This window comes from Pantoea sp. XAF26B01_ASV70, assembly GCF_054512635.1.
The window spans coordinates 1,886,246-1,902,597 of the sequence record NZ_CM137251.1 but is presented as its reverse complement, the minus strand read 5'-3'; the positions used below and the strand labels follow the sequence as shown (position 1 = coordinate 1,902,597).

General features: G+C 55.0%; 17 protein-coding genes. 8 read left to right on the top strand and 9 right to left on the bottom strand.

Annotated elements, in window-relative coordinates:
- The first annotated feature begins 145 nt into the window (after positions 1-145).
- Positions 146-604: an STM2901 family protein gene (locus ACX8ZY_RS08865; RefSeq protein ID WP_022625527.1), complete on the top strand. Its 459-nt coding sequence runs from the start codon at positions 146-148 to the stop codon at positions 602-604.
- Entirely contained in the window at positions 598-897 is a 300-nt protein-coding gene (locus ACX8ZY_RS08860; protein WP_158131631.1) for a DUF1493 family protein, read from the top strand. Before ACX8ZY_RS08865 ends, ACX8ZY_RS08860 begins: the two co-directional genes overlap by 7 nt.
- Before the next feature lie 308 nt (positions 898-1,205).
- On the opposite strand, the gene ACX8ZY_RS08855 is transcribed toward ACX8ZY_RS08860, so the two are convergent.
- From ACX8ZY_RS08855 to copC, 5 genes are all read right to left on the bottom strand, one after another.
- Positions 1,206-1,646 carry a WapI family immunity protein gene (locus ACX8ZY_RS08855; RefSeq protein WP_060680375.1) on the bottom strand — a complete coding sequence of 147 codons (441 nt, stop codon included), beginning with the start codon at positions 1,644-1,646 and terminating at the stop codon, positions 1,206-1,208.
- Positions 1,647-1,667: 21 nt separating this feature from the next.
- Positions 1,668-2,330: a hypothetical protein gene (locus tag ACX8ZY_RS08850; protein WP_233267938.1), complete on the bottom strand. Its 663-nt coding sequence runs from the start codon at positions 2,328-2,330 to the stop codon at positions 1,668-1,670.
- 575 nt (positions 2,331-2,905) lie between these two features.
- Positions 2,906-3,253, bottom strand: a complete 348-nt coding sequence (locus ACX8ZY_RS08845) for a YebY family protein (RefSeq protein WP_124890037.1) — start codon at positions 3,251-3,253, stop codon at positions 2,906-2,908.
- 28 nt (positions 3,254-3,281) lie between these two features.
- Entirely contained in the window at positions 3,282-4,157 is an 876-nt protein-coding gene (copD, locus tag ACX8ZY_RS08840) for a copper homeostasis membrane protein CopD (protein ID WP_421665363.1), read from the bottom strand.
- A gap of 5 nt (positions 4,158-4,162) precedes the next feature.
- On the bottom strand, positions 4,163-4,540 hold the full coding sequence (copC, locus tag ACX8ZY_RS08835) for a copper homeostasis periplasmic binding protein CopC (RefSeq protein ID WP_033769230.1): 378 nt from the start codon (positions 4,538-4,540) through the stop codon (positions 4,163-4,165).
- Positions 4,541-4,691: 151 nt separating this feature from the next.
- Here copC and ACX8ZY_RS08830 point away from each other — a divergent pair, with 151 nt between their 5' ends.
- Both ACX8ZY_RS08830 and exoX read left to right on the top strand, forming a co-directional pair.
- Complete coding sequence (locus ACX8ZY_RS08830; protein ID WP_158149251.1) at positions 4,692-4,925, top strand: DNA polymerase III subunit theta; 234 nt, start codon at positions 4,692-4,694, stop codon at positions 4,923-4,925.
- On the top strand, positions 4,922-5,593 hold the full coding sequence (gene exoX, locus ACX8ZY_RS08825; protein WP_022625523.1) for an exodeoxyribonuclease X: 672 nt from the start codon (positions 4,922-4,924) through the stop codon (positions 5,591-5,593). The genes ACX8ZY_RS08830 and exoX overlap by 4 nt, the downstream gene beginning before the upstream one ends.
- Here exoX and ACX8ZY_RS08820 read toward each other — a convergent pair.
- Positions 5,587-7,650: a prolyl oligopeptidase family serine peptidase gene (locus ACX8ZY_RS08820; protein ID WP_158149250.1), complete on the bottom strand. Its 2,064-nt coding sequence runs from the start codon at positions 7,648-7,650 to the stop codon at positions 5,587-5,589. The genes exoX and ACX8ZY_RS08820 overlap by 7 nt on opposite strands.
- Before the next feature lie 126 nt (positions 7,651-7,776).
- On the bottom strand, positions 7,777-8,433 hold the full coding sequence (locus ACX8ZY_RS08815; protein ID WP_010258682.1) for a tellurite resistance TerB family protein: 657 nt from the start codon (positions 8,431-8,433) through the stop codon (positions 7,777-7,779).
- Positions 8,434-8,599: 166 nt separating this feature from the next.
- Between ACX8ZY_RS08815 and purT the strand changes: the two genes are divergently transcribed.
- A complete protein-coding gene (gene purT, locus ACX8ZY_RS08810) occupies positions 8,600-9,778 on the top strand; it encodes a formate-dependent phosphoribosylglycinamide formyltransferase (RefSeq protein ID WP_158131629.1) in 1,179 nt (392 codons plus the stop codon).
- Between the two features lie 34 nt (positions 9,779-9,812).
- On the opposite strand, the gene ACX8ZY_RS08805 is transcribed toward purT, so the two are convergent.
- Positions 9,813-10,451 carry a bifunctional 4-hydroxy-2-oxoglutarate aldolase/2-dehydro-3-deoxy-phosphogluconate aldolase gene (locus tag ACX8ZY_RS08805; RefSeq protein ID WP_010258674.1) on the bottom strand — a complete coding sequence of 213 codons (639 nt, stop codon included), beginning with the start codon at positions 10,449-10,451 and terminating at the stop codon, positions 9,813-9,815.
- A gap of 214 nt (positions 10,452-10,665) precedes the next feature.
- On the bottom strand, positions 10,666-12,141 hold the full coding sequence (gene zwf, locus ACX8ZY_RS08800; protein WP_010258671.1) for a glucose-6-phosphate dehydrogenase: 1,476 nt from the start codon (positions 12,139-12,141) through the stop codon (positions 10,666-10,668).
- Between the two features lie 364 nt (positions 12,142-12,505).
- Between zwf and ACX8ZY_RS08795 the strand changes: the two genes are divergently transcribed.
- From ACX8ZY_RS08795 to ACX8ZY_RS08785, 3 genes are all read left to right on the top strand, one after another.
- Positions 12,506-13,384, top strand: a complete 879-nt coding sequence (locus ACX8ZY_RS08795; protein ID WP_010670799.1) for a MurR/RpiR family transcriptional regulator — start codon at positions 12,506-12,508, stop codon at positions 13,382-13,384.
- A gap of 107 nt (positions 13,385-13,491) precedes the next feature.
- Complete coding sequence (gene pyk / locus ACX8ZY_RS08790; RefSeq protein WP_010258665.1) at positions 13,492-14,934, top strand: pyruvate kinase; 1,443 nt, start codon at positions 13,492-13,494, stop codon at positions 14,932-14,934.
- Between the two features lie 84 nt (positions 14,935-15,018).
- Positions 15,019-16,251, top strand: coding sequence for an MFS transporter (locus tag ACX8ZY_RS08785; protein WP_022625519.1), 1,233 nt, complete (start codon positions 15,019-15,021; stop codon positions 16,249-16,251).
- Positions 16,252-16,352: the final 101 nt, after the last annotated feature.

Genomic DNA, 16,352 nt, shown 5'->3' with positions numbered 1-16,352 from the left:
CATCGTGATCTTTTGATACAGCGGAGCGACAACTATGGATTTGAGAGTCGCAAAATGCATCAGATAGCGCCAGCCAGCATCTGGCAGTGACCGGAATTGATGTGATACAGTTTTGACCATTACAGTACCCATTTAAGGGAATGGTATGGATACAACGGAGCAGTTAAACGGAACTTACTTCTATGGCGGGCTTACTAACCTTTCCGCAGGAGAGCTTTATTTCTGGATAATGATTGATGTGACTGCAGAGCACTTCAGCGGTACAAAGGATATCATCGCTCTGGTTGCGATTTACTCGGGACAAAATACGATTGACGTATCCGGTAAGCTAAACGGAGCATGGAAAGGCACCTCTTATGCTTCGGTCTATTCTCGAAAGCTGTTACGGGATTACCGTCTTCCATTCAGATTACCCACGTGGATACAGAACCCTAAAAACCCTCTTCAAATTAAAATGTTAATGACTCACAAGCTGGGGACGTTCGTCGGTCGTACAATCCCGGTTTTAGGCTGGGTAATTATGGCCGCTGATGTGGCAGAAATTGGCTGGAAATCTACGGCAAAATATAACCTTCTTGCTCATAAGGAAGACAAGATATGGTAAACGAGGATATAGAGAAAGCTGTATTTGCGCTGGTTGAAGATTATAACGGCAGAAGTTTGTTTACGTTCAGACGCTATAAGCTTGAACTGGATACCGATCTGAACAATGACTTTCGCATGGATCCTCTTGACGCGTATGAATTGCTAGAGCGGTATGCTGAAAGATTTGGCATTAATCCAGAAACTATCACGTTTGCCGAATATTTCCCGGAAGATTTCAACGCGCCGCACGATCCGCTGACTATTCGTCTGTTAATTGAGTCTGCACTGGCCGGACGCTGGTTGGGTAAATAATTAACGCCTGCTAATGCAGGCGCCTATCTCTTCTGTTTGTTGCGGCCTCTTCCAGAGGTCAAGGGCGGAAAACGTGCCGTTGATTTGGGTTTTGAATTTAAGGACTCGTTCGCGTCCTCTCGGAGTTTTGTCGATAACTGTACGGAGCCAGCAGGCTCTGAAGCTGCTATCGATTTCTCTAAACCACCTACTCGCGCCGAGCGTGGAAGGATTTTTAAACGCTTAAGAGGAATGTCACCGCTGCAACAGTTGGTGCAGGACAAATATCACTCTTAACTTCCAGTTAAAACTTTTCAATGGAAAAATGTTTAATTCTGCCATTGAATCATTTCATCCAGCCTCTTCAGAATGTCGGGGAAATAGCTTTCATCAAGGCCAAAGCTGCCTTTAACCTGAACGCTGTCGGCATGAGGCTCCGGGCGAAGGATAAAATCAATAGTAACGCTATCAATAGTATTTTCATTTGTCAGTATCATATCAAGCTGATGAATATCGCTCTGATATTTAAACGACTTTAACTTTTTCTGAGCAATTATCGCCTGATGAAAAGCTGAAAATTCTTTCTTCAACATTTTCAACTCTCCAACAGTGAACTTAGTCTTAAACGCCACCTTCAGGCCGCTTACCGAGAATTCTATCCAGGACTGTATCCAATCCCAGTGATGATTAACCGGATCGACTTCGTTATCGACAACCCGTTCAAAAGGCGACACCGCAAAAACGAATTCTTCATCTCTGATATCAAACATATGTACGTTCCTGTCGGTTAATCAAAAATACTTAAAATGAGTTATCGTCCAATCTGATACCCTTACCACAACCTCAAGAGTGTACTTCTTATACTCAGTGATATTTTTCTTATGGTGTAATTTATACATTTCCGTTTCATAACGATACATACCCTCTCCGTTGCGAGGATCGGCCATGCGTCTGCCATAGCGGATAGCTCTTTCCTGAATATGTAACGGAACATAGCGACCCGGCTCATACATGTGCCTCGCCGCTGTTTCGGTCATTTTCAGGTTACACGCCGATAAACCCGTTTTTAACCTGGCACGCAGGAACATTATTGTTGCCTGGCTGAGTCTGGCACTTATAGCAGCTCGTGTACCAGCCTCCAATAATGCGCGGCCAGCGCGGAAAATTCGAAATACACCAAACGCAAGAAGCGCTAGGTCTGTAGGATCAATCAGTGGCGTTTCGAGAGGTGCCTCTTCAAGTCGAACAAAATGCCCCTGCACATCGTATATCTGCCACAGACCGGGAGCCTGAGCCACAGAATAACCAATGCACATGCCGCTGGACTCATCCAGCACCGGCTGTGCGTTTCGTGGCAGCACACGTGGTCTCAATTCAAAAAATACGTTGCCCGATAGTGGTGACTGAAATGTGTAATATCTGCCAGGTTCGGTGATTGCATTCCCTGCATTCATTATCGTTCCCTCATTTTCATGTGACTTAATAGAGTGCCACAGGATAGTAGAGCGGTCATTACCGAGTACTGCAACGCCGTTCACTCAGCAAACTTCTCTCGCACGGGCTGCACAGCCTATACCTGATGCTCCTGGCAGGGCTTCAACCATGAGTAAAACAGGTGGCAGATTATCGCCACGGTGTCCCTTTCATAGAGAGGTAATAAAGCAGGGTTGTAACTTATATGAATAGGAAAAATGGCAATGACATAATGGAATGGCGTCTTGCAGAAGAGTGGAGAAGAACACAACGGAAAAAGACTAAGTTATTGATTGAAAATCATTAACTGATGGGCGGCATCTGACAAAAAAAGACCGAATACGATTCCTATATTCGGTCCAGGGAAATGGCTCTCAAGGAGCCGTGCGCTAAAAGTTGGCATTTATGAAGGCGATGTCGCCTTGCCATTTAACATTAGAACAGCGCGGTGGAATTGCCAGCAAACGGGAGGCGCAGGACCATAAACCGGATCAGTTTGTGATCGCAACGGCAAAAAAGAGGGGTTGGGCGCAGCGCGGTGCTGCACCCGACAGGTTTATTTACCGCACAGCGCCTGGGTGCGCTCAACAATCGGCTGCAGACTCATCATCTGGCCCGGGTGCGCTTTGTCTTCGGCCTGGATCACGCTGATCGGCTGCGCTTTCACCTGTTTGTTTTTGAACAGTGTGTCGGCGATATCGTTCAGGGGGTATGTCATCAGCGTGCTCGGGTTGATGGCAAACATCGCACCATCTTTCTCGCAGGTCAGCATCACCTCTTCACGGTTAAACGGCCACTTCTCTTTACCGATCTCAAAGCGGCTGACGGTAATGATTTGTGCCGCCAGCGCCTGGCCGCATACGGATAACAACAGGATTGAGGGGATCACTTTCTTCAGCAACATAACTACCCTTTTCTCTCTTAAACCACATTCAGACTGGCGACAGCGTGGCAAATACGCTGACCAGCCCAACCACTCCACACGCCAGCAGCAGTTCAAGCTGCGTCATGCGAATAAATTTTTGCTGCGTCCCGCTGCCCGCCAGGCGGAATCGCGGCACCAGCCAGTATCGGTTAATCAGCGCCACCAGCACCATCAGGGCAACCAGCAGCACCTTACACAGCAACAATACAATGTAGCGTGAATCGTGCCACGTCAGCGGCCAGCCCGCGATCATCACGCTGTTTATCAGGCCACTCAGCAGCGTTAACGCCACCGCCAGATGACCATAGCGCGAAAAGCGCATCATGGTACGGATAGCGTCGGTGCGGCGATCGATCTGGCGCGCCTCCCGCATCAACAGCAACAGAGGCAGTAATCCGCCCGTCCAGAACGCCGCGGCAATCAGATGCAGTGCATGATTGAGCTGCTGAAACAATCCCGGCCAGCCATCGCGCATCGCGGCATGACCAATCAGAGCCATGCAGGCCAGTTGCAGAACGCCCGCCAGCAGTAACACCTTCTGACGCAGCCGCCCGGTCAGTAGCAACCCGGCAACGGCCAGCAGGCTAAACAGGATTTCCCACAGCCACACGCCACCGAAGTGCGTGCCAATCACCGCCAGCCAGATATCGACATCGGCCAGATTGGCGCTGTCGCCGCTCATCAACACATTCTGGCAGGCCAGCATCGCCAGTGCACTCAGCAGCGCCAGCCAGGCGCTCCCTTTCACCAGCGGGTTTAATCTTAGCGCCAGCAGGGGTCGATAGCGTCCGGGTGCCAGCAGCGCACTGTAACAGGCGCTGCCGGTCAGCAGCATCACGGCGGCAAAATGCAGCGCGCGTAACAGGATCCAGAGGGTGGTCACCGGAGTTACTTCACGCTAAAGCGATAGCTTCCTGCGGTTTTATGCCCATCCACCGACAGCACATGCCAGTTAACCTGATAGCTGCCCGCTTGCAGCGGCTGAGACAGGCCCACAATCAGACGATTTTTCTGGCCAGATTCAACGCGGGCTTTAGCGGTGGCGACAGGCTTCTGTTCACTATCCAGCAGCGTGACGCCGCTGAATGCCGCTTCAATATCTTCACTGAAGTTCAGCGTCAGCGCATCGGTGGATGTCGTTACCTGCGCTTTGGCCGCCGGGATAGAAGACTGGAGATGCGCATGCGCCGCTGCCAGCGAACTGAATGTCATCAGTCCGGCTGCCGCCAGCGCAATAACCATGCGGGAAATCAGTTTTTTATGCATAAGATCATCCTTTTAACCGCCGCCAGGGCGATAAACGTGGCAAAAGGATACGCTGCTGTATTTGCACTGTCGAGGCCAGCGATGCGATCCTTTATCCTTGATTCAGACCGCCGAAAACATTACTTTTGCCCGCTATCGTCAGGAGAATATTATGAGCCATAACCTTGCCCTGCTGTCCCAGGAAGAGAAAGACAAGATTAATGTCGATTTGGCGGCAGCGGGTGTGGCGTTTAAAGAGCGCTATAACATGCCGATTGTCGCCGAAATGGTGGCGCAGGAGCAGCCCGAAGCACTGCGTGACTGGTTTCGTCAGCGTCTGATGCACTACCGCCAGGCGTCGCTCAGCCTGTCGCGCCTTCCTTATGAACCGAAGATTAAGCAATGATATTTCGCGTTATTGATACCGAAACCTGCGGTCTGCAGGGTGGCGTGGTCGAAGTGGCGTCCGTGGATGTGGTCAACGGCCAGATTGTGAATCCGATGAGCGATCTCACCCTGCCCGACCGCCCTATCAGCCGTCAGGCGATGGCCGTGCATCGCATCACCGAAGCGATGGTCGCCGGTAAGCCGACCATTGAAGAGGCGATCCCTCGCTATCACGGCAGTGCTTTTTACGTGGCGCACAACGCCAGTTTTGATCGCCGGATGCTGCCGGAAATGTACGGAGAGTGGATCTGCACCATGCAGCTGGCGCGTCAGCTCTGGCCGGGCATTAAATATGGCAACCAGGCACTGCGTCATTCGCTGAAGCTGGATGTCACGCCGCCCGCCGACCTGCATGCTCACCGCGCGCTCTATGACTGCTATGTTACGGCAGCACTGCTGATTCGTATTATGGAGACCTCCGGCTGGAGTGCCTCCGAGATGATTGTGCGGTCACAACCGGCGGCCCAGCGCGACGACGTTCTGCCGTTTGGCAAATACCGCGGCCAGGCGATTGCGGTGGTTGCGCGCAAGGATCCGGGCTACCTGAAGTGGATGCTGGATAACGTCAGCGATCTGCGCCCGCCATTGCGGCAGGCGCTGCGTAAGTACCTGACCGAATCTCAGTAATCCTGGGCTGGCGGTAAGGTGCCCTGCGCCAGCCACAACAGGAAGGTGTATTCCATCGCGATCCCTTCATAGGCTTTGTAGCGCCCCGACTTGCCGCCGTGACCCGCATCCATGTCGGTGCAGAGCAGCAGCAGGTTATTGTCGGTTTTCATCGTTCTCAGCTTCGCCACCCACTTGGCTGGTTCCCAGTACTGCACCTGCGAATCATGCAGGCCGGTGGTGACCAGTAGATGAGGATAGGCTTTCGCCTCAATGTTGTCATAAGGGCTGTACTGGCGGATATAGCGATAGTACTCCGGATCGTTGGGGTTGCCCCACTCGTCATACTCGCCAGTGGTCAGCGGAATCGACTCATCCAGCATCGTGGTCACCACATCCACAAACGGCACCTGGGCAACCACGCCGTGGAACCGCTGCGGTGCCAGGTTAATTACTCCGCCCATGAGCAAGCCACCCGCGCTACCGCCCATGGCATAGAGTCGTTCCGGGTGTCCGATGCCACGCGCCACCAGCGCGTTAGTGACATCGATAAAATCGGTGAAGCTGTTCATTTTGTTCAGCAGGCGACCGCCGTCATACCATTGCTGCCCCAGCTCACCGCCGCCGCGCACCTGTATCAGCGCATAGACAAAGCCGCGATCCAGCAGGCTCAGGCGGCTGACGCTGAAATCGGCATCCATACTACTGCCGTAGGCACCGTAGCCATACACCAGCATCGGATTCTGACCGGGCTGATAATGTTTGCGGTGATAGACCAGCGATACCGGCACTTCGGTGCCATCGCTGACTTTGATCCAGTGATGTTCGCTTTTGTAATCTTCCGCGTTAAAGCCTTTCACCGCGCTCTGCTTCAGGATGCGGCGTTCGCCGGTATCCATATCCAGCTCAAACAGCGTGGTCGGCGTGGTCATCGATGAATAGCCGTAGCGCAGTTTGCTGGTGCGCGGCGTCGGATTGTAGGCCAGCCAGGTCACATAGGTCGGATCGTCAAAGGCGATGCCGCTGGTTTCACCGCTGGCCCAGTTGATCTGCCGCAGGCTGGTTAAGCCGCGCTGGCGCTCCTCGACAACCAGCCAGTCCCGAAACAGCTGAAAATCTTCCATCACTACCTGTTCCCGTGCCGGGATCAGGGTTTCCCAGCGTGACTCGTCCAGATAGCGGCTGCGGTAAAGCCCGAAGTTCTCGCCTTCCCGGTTGGATCGAATGAAGAACTGATGATCGTAGTGGTCGATGCTGTACTCATGATCGCGGCGGCGTGGCAAAAACACATGCGGCTGCGCGTCGGGGAAGTTCGCATCAATCAGCTGAATTTCGCTGGTGTTGGTGCTGTAGAGGGCAATCATGATGAACTGCTTGGAGGTGGTCTTATGTACGCTGAGATGATAAGTGTCATCCTGCTCTTCATAGACCAGCTGGTCGTCGAACTGCGGCGTACCCAGCTCGTGTCGCCACACCTGATAAGAAAGCAGCGTCTGCGGGTGTTTTCGCACATAGTAAAGGGTGCGCGAGTCGTTACCCCACGCGAAGCTGGAAGAGGCGTTACTCAGCACTTCAGGGTACCAACTGCCACTTTGCAGGTTACGGAAGCGGATGCCATATTGCCGGCGAGACAGGAAATCTTCAGCCAGCGCCATGACCCGGTTATCCGGACTGATATGCAGCGCGCCCATGGTGTAGAAATCACTGTGCGAGGCGCGCTGGTTGGCATCCAGCAGCAGGCTCCATTCGCCAGACTCATCGCTCGCGGCGGGCTGGCGGTAATAGGCCGGGTATTCGTTACCGCTCTGGTAGCGGCTCTGATAACGGTAGCCATTTTTCACATAGGGCACTGAGTGATCTTCAGGCGGCAGCCGATCGATAATCTCTTTTAATACCCGGTCCTGCAGTGGCTGCTGTGACGACATGATTTTTTTGCCGTAGTTGTTTTCGGCACGCAGGTAATCAAGGACCTCGCTGTTTTCGCGCTTGTCGTCGCGCAGCCAGTAGTAGTCGTCAACGCGCGTCTCGCCGTGCAGCGTCATCTCGTGGGGTATTTTTTTTGCGATGGGTGCTTTCATCCATCCGTCTCCGTGAACGTAATGATCTGTAAGCGTAACACTTCAGCAGCGGGAAGCCAGGTATAGGTTGAGAAGCAGTCGCTGGCGGATCACATCCTGTGACCCGCCAGCGGAATATCAGAGGGATTAACTGGCGGGTAAACGGGCTTTCTCAGCCTCAAGATCCTGCTGGATGCCGTCGCGAACATCCTGGGGGATTTTCAGCGCGTCGCCCAGCGCGGAGAGATAGCTGCGCTCCATGAAGTGATCAACGTCGATGGCGGCACAGCTCAGGAAGTAGAGTTCCAGCGCCTCCTCCTCGTTCTTCACATCGGCGGCCAGCCACTGCGGATCCAGCGGGCGGTTCATCGCTTTCTGGATCAGCTGTTCCGCTTCCTGACCGTAGCCAGACTGATGAATATTCTGCTCAATCGCTGCACGTTCCTGATCGTCAATGTGCCCGTCGCTTTTGGCGGCAAACACCAGCGCCGTCACCAGACGTTCGGCCCGCAGGTTAACCGGCGTTTGCGCCACGCCAAAGTCAGGTTCATTCTGGTGCGCTTCGCTGACCCGCTGCTTGTATTTGTTCCATAACACCGCGCCCGCAGCCGCACCGCCACCGATAATCAGCGCCTTGCCGCCATATTTTGTCAGCAGTTTTCGCGACGATTTACTGGCAATCAGCATACCGGCCAGGCCGCCCAGCGCACCCGGCGCCAGCATGTCGCTTAAGCCGCCGCCCGATTTGCCCTCACCGCCCTTCTTCGTCAGTACCGACTGAATTTGTTGCAACCAGTTATTCATCATCCACTCCTTTTAAGATGTCAGTCCGCTATCCTGACGAAAAGGATGTCAGGAAACGTCAGAGCGGGAAAAGTAAGGCAAAAGGTCGTGTCAGATGGACGAAAGATGAGAACGCAAACGTTTTCGTTTATACTTGCGCGCGAATTTTGACTGCTTAGGTGAATGTATGACGACTCTCGGAACAGCGCTGCGTCCGGCAGCAACGCGTGTGATGCTATTGGGTTCAGGTGAACTGGGTAAAGAGGTGGCGCTGGAGTGTCAGCGTCTGGGTGTGGAAGTGATCGCGGTTGATCGTTACGCCGATGCCCCGGCGATGCACGTCGCCCATCGCAGCCATGTGATTAACATGCTGGATGGCGCGGCACTGGCTGCGCTGATTGCTGAAGAGAAGCCTGATTTTGTCGTACCGGAAATCGAAGCTATCGCCACGGAGACGCTGGTTGAGCTGGAGCAGCAAGGCCAGCGCGTGGTGCCGACTGCCCGTGCCGCCCGGCTGACCATGAACCGCGAAGGCATTCGTCGGCTGGCGGCTGAAGAGCTCTCTCTGCCGACCTCCCGCTATCGCTTTGCCGATAGCAAGGCACGCTTTGATGAAGCGGCTACCGAAATCGGCTTTCCCTGCATTGTGAAGCCGGTGATGAGTTCATCCGGCAAAGGTCAGAGCTTTATCCGCAACGCCAGCCAGCTCGATAACGCCTGGGACTATGCGCAACAGGGTGGCCGCGCGGGTGCCGGACGCGTCATTGTCGAAGGCGTTGTCGACTTCGATTTCGAGATCACCCTGCTCACCATCAGTGCAGTCGATGGCATTCATTTCTGTGCGCCAATTGGTCACCGTCAGGAGGATGGCGATTACCGTGAATCCTGGCAGCCGCAGCAGATGAGTGATGTGGCGCTGCAGCGGGCGCAGGATGTTGCCGCGCAGGTGGTTAAGGCGCTGGGTGGCTATGGCTTGTTTGGCGTTGAGCTGTTTGTCTGCGGTGATGAGGTGGTGTTCAGCGAAGTTTCTCCGCGTCCTCACGACACCGGCATGGTGACGCTGATTTCGCAGGATCTGTCAGAGTTTGCGCTGCACGTGCGGGCGTTTCTCGGTCTGCCGATTGGCGCGATTCGCCAGTATGGTCCGTCAGCGTCCGCCGTTATTCTGCCGCAACTGACCAGCCAGAATGTGCAGTTTGTGAATGTCGAAGCGGCGCTGGGTGCCGGTCTGCAACTGCGCCTGTTCGGCAAGCCGGAAATCAGCGGCCAGCGTCGGCTGGGCGTGGCGCTCGCCAGCGGTGACAGCACCGATCAGGCGATTGCGCGTGCCGTTGCCAGCGCAGCAGCGGTCACGGTTCAGGGATAAACGTGTGCGGTGAGCAGACGCTCACCGCCATAACTTACTTCGCGCCTTCAACAGCTTCGCGTGCCAGGCGGGTGATGCGATCCCAGTCGCCCGCTTCCAGCGCGTCGTTGGGCACCAGCCAGGAACCGCCGATGCACAGCACGCTTTTCAGCGCCAGATAGTCACGGTAGTTCGCCGGAGAGATGCCGCCGGTCGGGCAGAATCGCACCTGCGGGAAGGGTCCGCCAATCGCCTGCAGCGCTTTAACGCCGCCGTTCGCTTCTGCCGGGAAAAACTTGAACTCGCGCAGACCGTAGTCCATACCGGTCATTAGCTCAGAAACGGTGCTGATGCCGGGAATCAACGGTACCGGCCCTTCAACCGCCGCTTTCAGCAGCGACTCGGTGACGCCAGGGCTGATCACAAACTGCGCACCGGCATCGGTCACTTCCTGTAACTGCTGCGGGTTAATCACCGTTCCCGCACCGACGATCGCATCCGGTACTTCTTTAATCATCGCACGTAAGGCATCCATCGCCACTGGCGTGCGCAGCGTCACTTCCAGCACTCTGACACCGCCTGCCACCAGCGCTTTTGCCATCGGCACGGCGTGTTCCAGCTTGTTCACAACGATGACCGGCACCACAGGTCCGGTGGTCAGAATCTGTTCTGCACTCGTTTTCCAGTTTTTCATCAGTTCCCCTTGCTTGATAACACCGGGATTGCGACCCGGTCATGGAGCATCGGCTCCTGCCCTGTAAATTGCGTCACTACCATACATGATCAGCTTCCTGAGCGTCTATCATCCTGCGACCATTTTGAAACGGCAGTTCAATTTTATTCGTGTTGGCTGGCCCGGATTAAGGGCGAAAAAAAAGCCCGCGTTGCGGGCTTCATCATCACTTTCGTTATTCGAACTCGTTCCACGAGCGGCCATCGCGGGTAATCATCGCCACTGAGGCCACCGGGCCCCAGGTGCCCGCCTGATACGGCTTGGAAGAGTCGCCGTCCGCAGCCCAGGCGTCGATAATGGAATCGACATAGGTCCACGCGGCTTCCACTTCATCGCGGCGCACAAACAGCGCCTGGATACCGCGCATGCTCTCCAGCAGCAGACGCTCGTAAGCATCGGCAAGGTGCGACTGGTTAAAGGTCTCGGAGTAGCTCAGATCCAGCTTGGTGGTCTGCAGTTTGTGCTTGTGATCGAGGCCCGGCACTTTGTTCAGGATCTCGATATCCACCCCTTCGTCCGGCTGCAGACGAATCGTCAGCTTGTTCTGCGGCAGCTCTGAGTAGGAGTCTTTAAACAGGTTCATTTCCGGGTTTTTGAAGTAGACCACGACTTCTGAACACTTGGTCGGCAAACGCTTACCGGTGCGCAGGTAGAACGGCACGCCCGCCCAGCGCCAGTTGTCGATATCGACACGTATTGCCACGAAGGTCTCTGTGGCGCTCGACTTATTGGCACCCTCTTCTTCCAGGTAGCCAGGCACTTTTTTGCCCTGCACAAAGCCGGCGGTGTACTGGCCGCGAACGGTTTTCTCACGCACGTTGGTCTGATCGATGCGGCGCAGCGAGCGCAGCACTTTAACTTTTTCGTCACGGATGCTGTCGGCGCTGAGATCGGACGGCGGCGACATGGCGATCATGGTCAGAATCTGCAGCAGGTGGTTCTGGATCATGTCGCGCATCTGGCCCGCTTTATCGAAGTAACCCCAGCGGCCTTCGATACCCACTTCTTCGGCCACGGTAATCTGGACGTGGTCAATGGTGCGGTTATCCCAGTTATTCACGAAGATAGAGTTAGCAAAGCGCAGCGCCAGCAGGTTAAGCACGGTCTCTTTGCCAAGATAGTGGTCAATACGGAACACCTGGCTCTCATCAAAGTACTCACCAACGCTGTCGTTGATCTCCTGCGAGGTTTCCAGTGAGGTGCCCAGCGGCTTCTCCATCACTACGCGCGCCGGTTTAGCATTCAGCTTCGCGGTGCCGAGCCCCTGGCAGATGGCGCCAAAGGTGCTGGGTGGCATGGCGAAGTAGTTGATGGTGGTGCGATTTTTCTGGTCCAGCATCTTGCCCAGTTTCGGGAAGTGCGTGGTGTCGTTGACATCGAGGTTGCAGAAGTCGAGACGATTGCTGAGTTTGTCCCACAGCGCTTCGTCAATCTTCTCCTTCATGAAGGTTTCCAGCGCTTCACGTACCACTTTGGTGTATTCCGCTTTATCCCACTCGGCACGGCCGACACCAATAATGCGGGTTTCCTCGTGGATCTGCCCCGCTTTCTCTAACTGGTACAGTGAAGGCAACAGTTTACGGCGTGCAAGATCGCCTTTGGCACCGAAAATCACCAGATCGCATGCCTGGGCTGTTTGTGTTACCGCCATTTTCCTCTCCTCGTTGCAGGATAGTCCGGTGGTGATGCATCCTCTGCCACCGGGTCCAGGTTATTATTTTCTTTGAGCACAATGTACTTTTTTCCCCGCGCCAGGTAAACCGACTCGCCGGGTCAACCGCATTAACTCTGTACCGGATGTGCTAAGCGCGTGTGATGACACGTGCGGATTGCCGGTTTTTTCTGTGTCTGTTGGTGTCAGGAAAATCAGGCACCGGTCAAAGTATCCCAAAAAAAAGGGCAATCGACTTGTCCGCCGTTGCGCCTGGCAGGTGCTGACACGATATAGTCTCTGTTAATCGACTCTGACGACAGGGATAATTGAAATTGGTAAAAGTGATTATGGTCATCGGCTTATGAATATGCTGGAAAAAATTGAGGCGCAGTTCGCCGCGCTCAGCAATGCGGAACAGAAAGTCGCCCGGCAGATTCTGACTGCGCCTCAGGCGGCGATGCACTCCAGCATTGCGACCCTGGCGCGCGAAGCGTGCGTCAGCGAACCCACGGTGAATCGCTTCTGTCATCGACTGGGCGCACGCGGCTTTCCCGACTTTAAGCTGCAACTGGCGCAGAGCCTGGTGAAAAGCAGCAACTGGGTCAGCCGGGGCGTGGAGGACGATGACAGTGTGGAGAACTACAGCCACAAAATCTTTGACTCGGCGCTGGCAGGGCTGCAGCGGGTGCGGGATCAACTGGATAGCGCCCAACTGCAGCAGGCCGTCACCCTGCTTACTCAGGCTGACAAACTTGCCTTTTTCGGGCTGGGGGCTTCCGCTGTAGTAGCACATGACGCCTTTACCAAATTTCTGCGCTTTAATCTGCCGGTCATCTGGTCAGACGATATTGTGATCCAGCGCATGAGTTGCATAAATAGTCGAGCAGGTGACGTTTTTGTTCTCATTTCGCATACTGGACGCACAAAAAATATGGTAGAACTGGCTCGCCTGGCCCGTGTAAACGGTTCCACCGTTATAGCCATCACCTCTGCCGATTCTCCCCTTGCCCATGAAGCAGCGATAGCTTTAGTGCTTGATGTACCGGAAGATACGGATATCTATTTGCCGATGGTATCGCGCCTGGCGCAGTTGACCGTGATCGATGTGTTGGCGACCGGTTTCACCCTGGAACGGGGTGCGCCCTTCCGGGAAAACCTGAAACGCGTGAAAGAGGCGTTGAAAGCGTCGCGTTACGAAAAGCACACCATTCGGGAAAAGGATGATCAGCAAAAAAATTAACATCACATTTACAATGTGAGTCGTATCACAACCCGTCGATCATATAGAATAGATAACCATGCTGTGTCCACAGACCAGGGCACGCTTAAATGTTTACGGAGTCCTCGATGTCAAGACGTCTCAGAAGAACCAAAATCGTTACAACCCTCGGCCCGGCCACCGATCGTGATAATAATTTAGAAAAAATCATCGCTGCCGGCGCGAACGTTGTACGACTCAACTTCTCTCACGGCACGCCAGAAGATCACCAGCTACGTGCCGATAAAGTGCGCGAGATTGCCGCAAAACTGGGTCGCCACGTGGCCATCCTCGGTGACCTCCAGGGTCCAAAAATTCGTGTTTCAACCTTCAAAGAAGGCAAAGTTTTCCTGAATATCGGCGACCGCTTCCTGCTGGATGCCAATCTGGGTAAAGGCGAAGGCGATAAAGAACGCGTCGGTATCGACTACAAAGGCCTGCCGGCAGATGTGGTGCCGGGCGATATCCTGCTGCTGGATGATGGCCGCGTGCAGCTGAAAGTGCTGGAAGTTCAGGACATGAAAGTGTTCACAGAAGTCACCGTGGGTGGCCCGCTGTCGAACAACAAAGGCATTAACAAACTGGGCGGCGGACTCTCAGCTGAAGCGCTGACCGAAAAAGATAAAGCGGATATCATCACTGCCGCCAAAATCCGCGTCGACTATCTGGCCGTCTCTTTCCCACGCTGTGGCGAAGATATGAATCTGGCACGTCGTCTGGCGCGCGAAGCGGGTTGTGACGCCAAACTGGTCGCAAAAGTGGAACGTGCCGAAGCGGTCGCCAGCCAGGAAGCGATGGATGACATCATTCTGGCCTCTGATGTAGTGATGGTGGCGCGTGGCGATCTGGGCGTTGAGATTGGCGATCCGGAACTGGTCGGCATTCAGAAAGCATTGATTCGTCGTGCCCGCCAGCTTAACCGCACCATCATTACCGCGACGCAGATGATGGAGTCGATGATCACTAACCCGATGCCGACCCGCGCAGAAGTGATGGACGTGGCGAACGCCGTGCTGGATGGCACCGATGCCGTGATGCTCTCTGCGGAAACCGCAGCGGGTCAGTATCCGGCTGAAACTGTCTCCGCGATGGCGAAGGTCTGCCTGGGCGCGGAGAAGATCCCGAGCGTCAACGTCTCCAAGCATCGTCTGGACGTGCAGTTCGACAATGTCGAAGAAGCGATTGCTATGTCATCCATGTACGCCGCGAACCACCTGCAGGGCGTCACCGCGATCATCACCATGACCGAGTCGGGCCGTACCCCGCTGATGACCTCACGTATCACCTCAGGCCTGCCGATTTTTGCCATGTCACGCCATGAACGCACACTGAATCTCACCGCGCTCTATCGCGGCGTAACGCCGGTGTTCTTCGACAGCAATAACGACGGTGTGGCTGCTGCACACGATGCGGTTAACCTGCTGCGCGACAAAGGCTTCCTGGTCTCTGGCGATCTGGTCATTGTGACGCAGGGCGATGTGATGGGCGCCACCGGCACCACCAATACCACACGTGTGCTGCGCGTGGATTAATTGAGCCCGGGTTTACATTGTCGGTGTAGAATAAACGACGCGACTGCCTGGCAGTCGCGTTTTCTTTTCTGACAAGGAGGCCAGATGGCCCGTTTCCACCCCATCAGCCAGCTTACCGGCCGAATTTTACTCTTTCCTCTGGCGTTAGTGCTGTTCGAGTTTGCCACCTATATTGCTCATGACATGATCCAGCCTGGCATGCTGATCGTCACCAGCGAATTTTCCGTCGGCCCTGAATGGGTCTCCACCTCACTGACCGCCTACCTGATTGGCGGCGTGGTGCTGCAATGGCTGCTGGGCCCTCTCTCTGATAAATTTGGCCGGCGACCGGTAATGCTCTTCGGCATCCTGTTTTTTGCCGTCGCCTGCATGCTGATGCACTGGGTCAGCTCGATTGAAGAATTTGTCAGCCTGCGCTTTATTCAGGGCATCAGCCTCTGCTTTATCGGCGCGGTCGGCTATGCCGCAATTCAGGAAGCCTTCGATGAGGCGCTGGCGGTGCGCATGATGGCGCTGATGGCCAACGTGGCGCTGCTGGCTCCGCTGGCGGGTCCGCTTGCCGGTGCAGCCTGGCTCACCATTGGCAGCTGGCGCAGCATGTTCTGGCTGTTTGCCGCCTGCAGCCTGGTCGCCTTTGTGGTGCTGTGGCGTGTGATGCCCGAAACCGCAGGTGACCGCAGTCATTCCATCGCCCTGCCCAATCTGGCACGCAACTATGGCCGGCTGATGAAAGACCGGCTGGTGATGTTTGGTTCCTTCGCTATCGGGCTGGTGTTTATCCCGATCCTCACCTGGGTTGCCCTTTCGCCGGTAATCCTGATGCACGACGAAGGTCTGTCACGCATGCAGTACGCCCTGTTGCAACTGCCGGTATTTCTGGCGATGATCGCCGGTAACCTGACGCTGAGTAAGCTGGCGGGACGCGTGCCGATTGAGCAGCCGGTGAAGTTCGCCGCCTGGCCGATTCTGATTGGTCTGAGCCTGGCGCTGGTGGCGAGCCTGATGAACAGCCACGGTTATCTGCTGATAACCGCTGGCCTGAGTCTCTACGCCTTTGGCGCGGGCATGGTCAATGCCGGACTGTATCGCCTGACGCTCTACGCCAGCAACGAAGGCAAAGGCAGCGTGGCAGCGATGCTGGGAATGATCAGTATTATGACGCTGGCGGTGGGAATTGAGCTGGCGAAAAGTGGCTACTTCAGCGGCGGCACGCTGTGGTTCTGCCTGGTCAACTTTATCAGCGGCGTGCTCTGGTTTGGCCTGGTGATCCTGTTTATGCGCGAGCGCAAACGTCGCAGCAGGCTGGAAGCGTTATAAACAGGCAGCCCAGCCACAGGTTTGCCCTGAGCAGGCCGCTCAGAAGCTCAAAGCGACGGGAGCATAAGCCTGTAGCCAATGATTAAGAGATAAGAAAAGGC

What these genes read in the sequence shown, in the direction of transcription:
- ACX8ZY_RS08850 (WP_233267938.1), bottom strand. Translation starts at nt 2,330, where the DNA reads ATGAATGCAGGGAATGCAATCACCGAACCTGGCAGATATTACACATTT.
- ACX8ZY_RS08860 (WP_158131631.1), top strand. Translation starts at nt 598, where the DNA reads ATGGTAAACGAGGATATAGAGAAAGCTGTATTTGCGCTGGTTGAAGAT.
- ACX8ZY_RS08785 (WP_022625519.1), top strand. Translation starts at nt 15,019, where the DNA reads ATGGCCCGTTTCCACCCCATCAGCCAGCTTACCGGCCGAATTTTACTC.
- ACX8ZY_RS08815 (WP_010258682.1), bottom strand. Translation starts at nt 8,433, where the DNA reads ATGAATAACTGGTTGCAACAAATTCAGTCGGTACTGACGAAGAAGGGC.
- pyk (WP_010258665.1), top strand. Translation starts at nt 13,492, where the DNA reads ATGTCAAGACGTCTCAGAAGAACCAAAATCGTTACAACCCTCGGCCCG.
- ACX8ZY_RS08820 (WP_158149250.1), bottom strand. Translation starts at nt 7,650, where the DNA reads ATGAAAGCACCCATCGCAAAAAAAATACCCCACGAGATGACGCTGCAC.
- ACX8ZY_RS08855 (WP_060680375.1), bottom strand. Translation starts at nt 1,646, where the DNA reads ATGTTTGATATCAGAGATGAAGAATTCGTTTTTGCGGTGTCGCCTTTT.
- zwf (WP_010258671.1), bottom strand. Translation starts at nt 12,141, where the DNA reads ATGGCGGTAACACAAACAGCCCAGGCATGCGATCTGGTGATTTTCGGT.
- ACX8ZY_RS08795 (WP_010670799.1), top strand. Translation starts at nt 12,506, where the DNA reads ATGAATATGCTGGAAAAAATTGAGGCGCAGTTCGCCGCGCTCAGCAAT.
- exoX (WP_022625523.1), top strand. Translation starts at nt 4,922, where the DNA reads ATGATATTTCGCGTTATTGATACCGAAACCTGCGGTCTGCAGGGTGGC.
- ACX8ZY_RS08830 (WP_158149251.1), top strand. Translation starts at nt 4,692, where the DNA reads ATGAGCCATAACCTTGCCCTGCTGTCCCAGGAAGAGAAAGACAAGATT.
- purT (WP_158131629.1), top strand. Translation starts at nt 8,600, where the DNA reads ATGACGACTCTCGGAACAGCGCTGCGTCCGGCAGCAACGCGTGTGATG.
- ACX8ZY_RS08805 (WP_010258674.1), bottom strand. Translation starts at nt 10,451, where the DNA reads ATGAAAAACTGGAAAACGAGTGCAGAACAGATTCTGACCACCGGACCT.
- copC (WP_033769230.1), bottom strand. Translation starts at nt 4,540, where the DNA reads ATGCATAAAAAACTGATTTCCCGCATGGTTATTGCGCTGGCGGCAGCC.
- ACX8ZY_RS08845 (WP_124890037.1), bottom strand. Translation starts at nt 3,253, where the DNA reads ATGTTGCTGAAGAAAGTGATCCCCTCAATCCTGTTGTTATCCGTATGC.
- ACX8ZY_RS08865 (WP_022625527.1), top strand. Translation starts at nt 146, where the DNA reads ATGGATACAACGGAGCAGTTAAACGGAACTTACTTCTATGGCGGGCTT.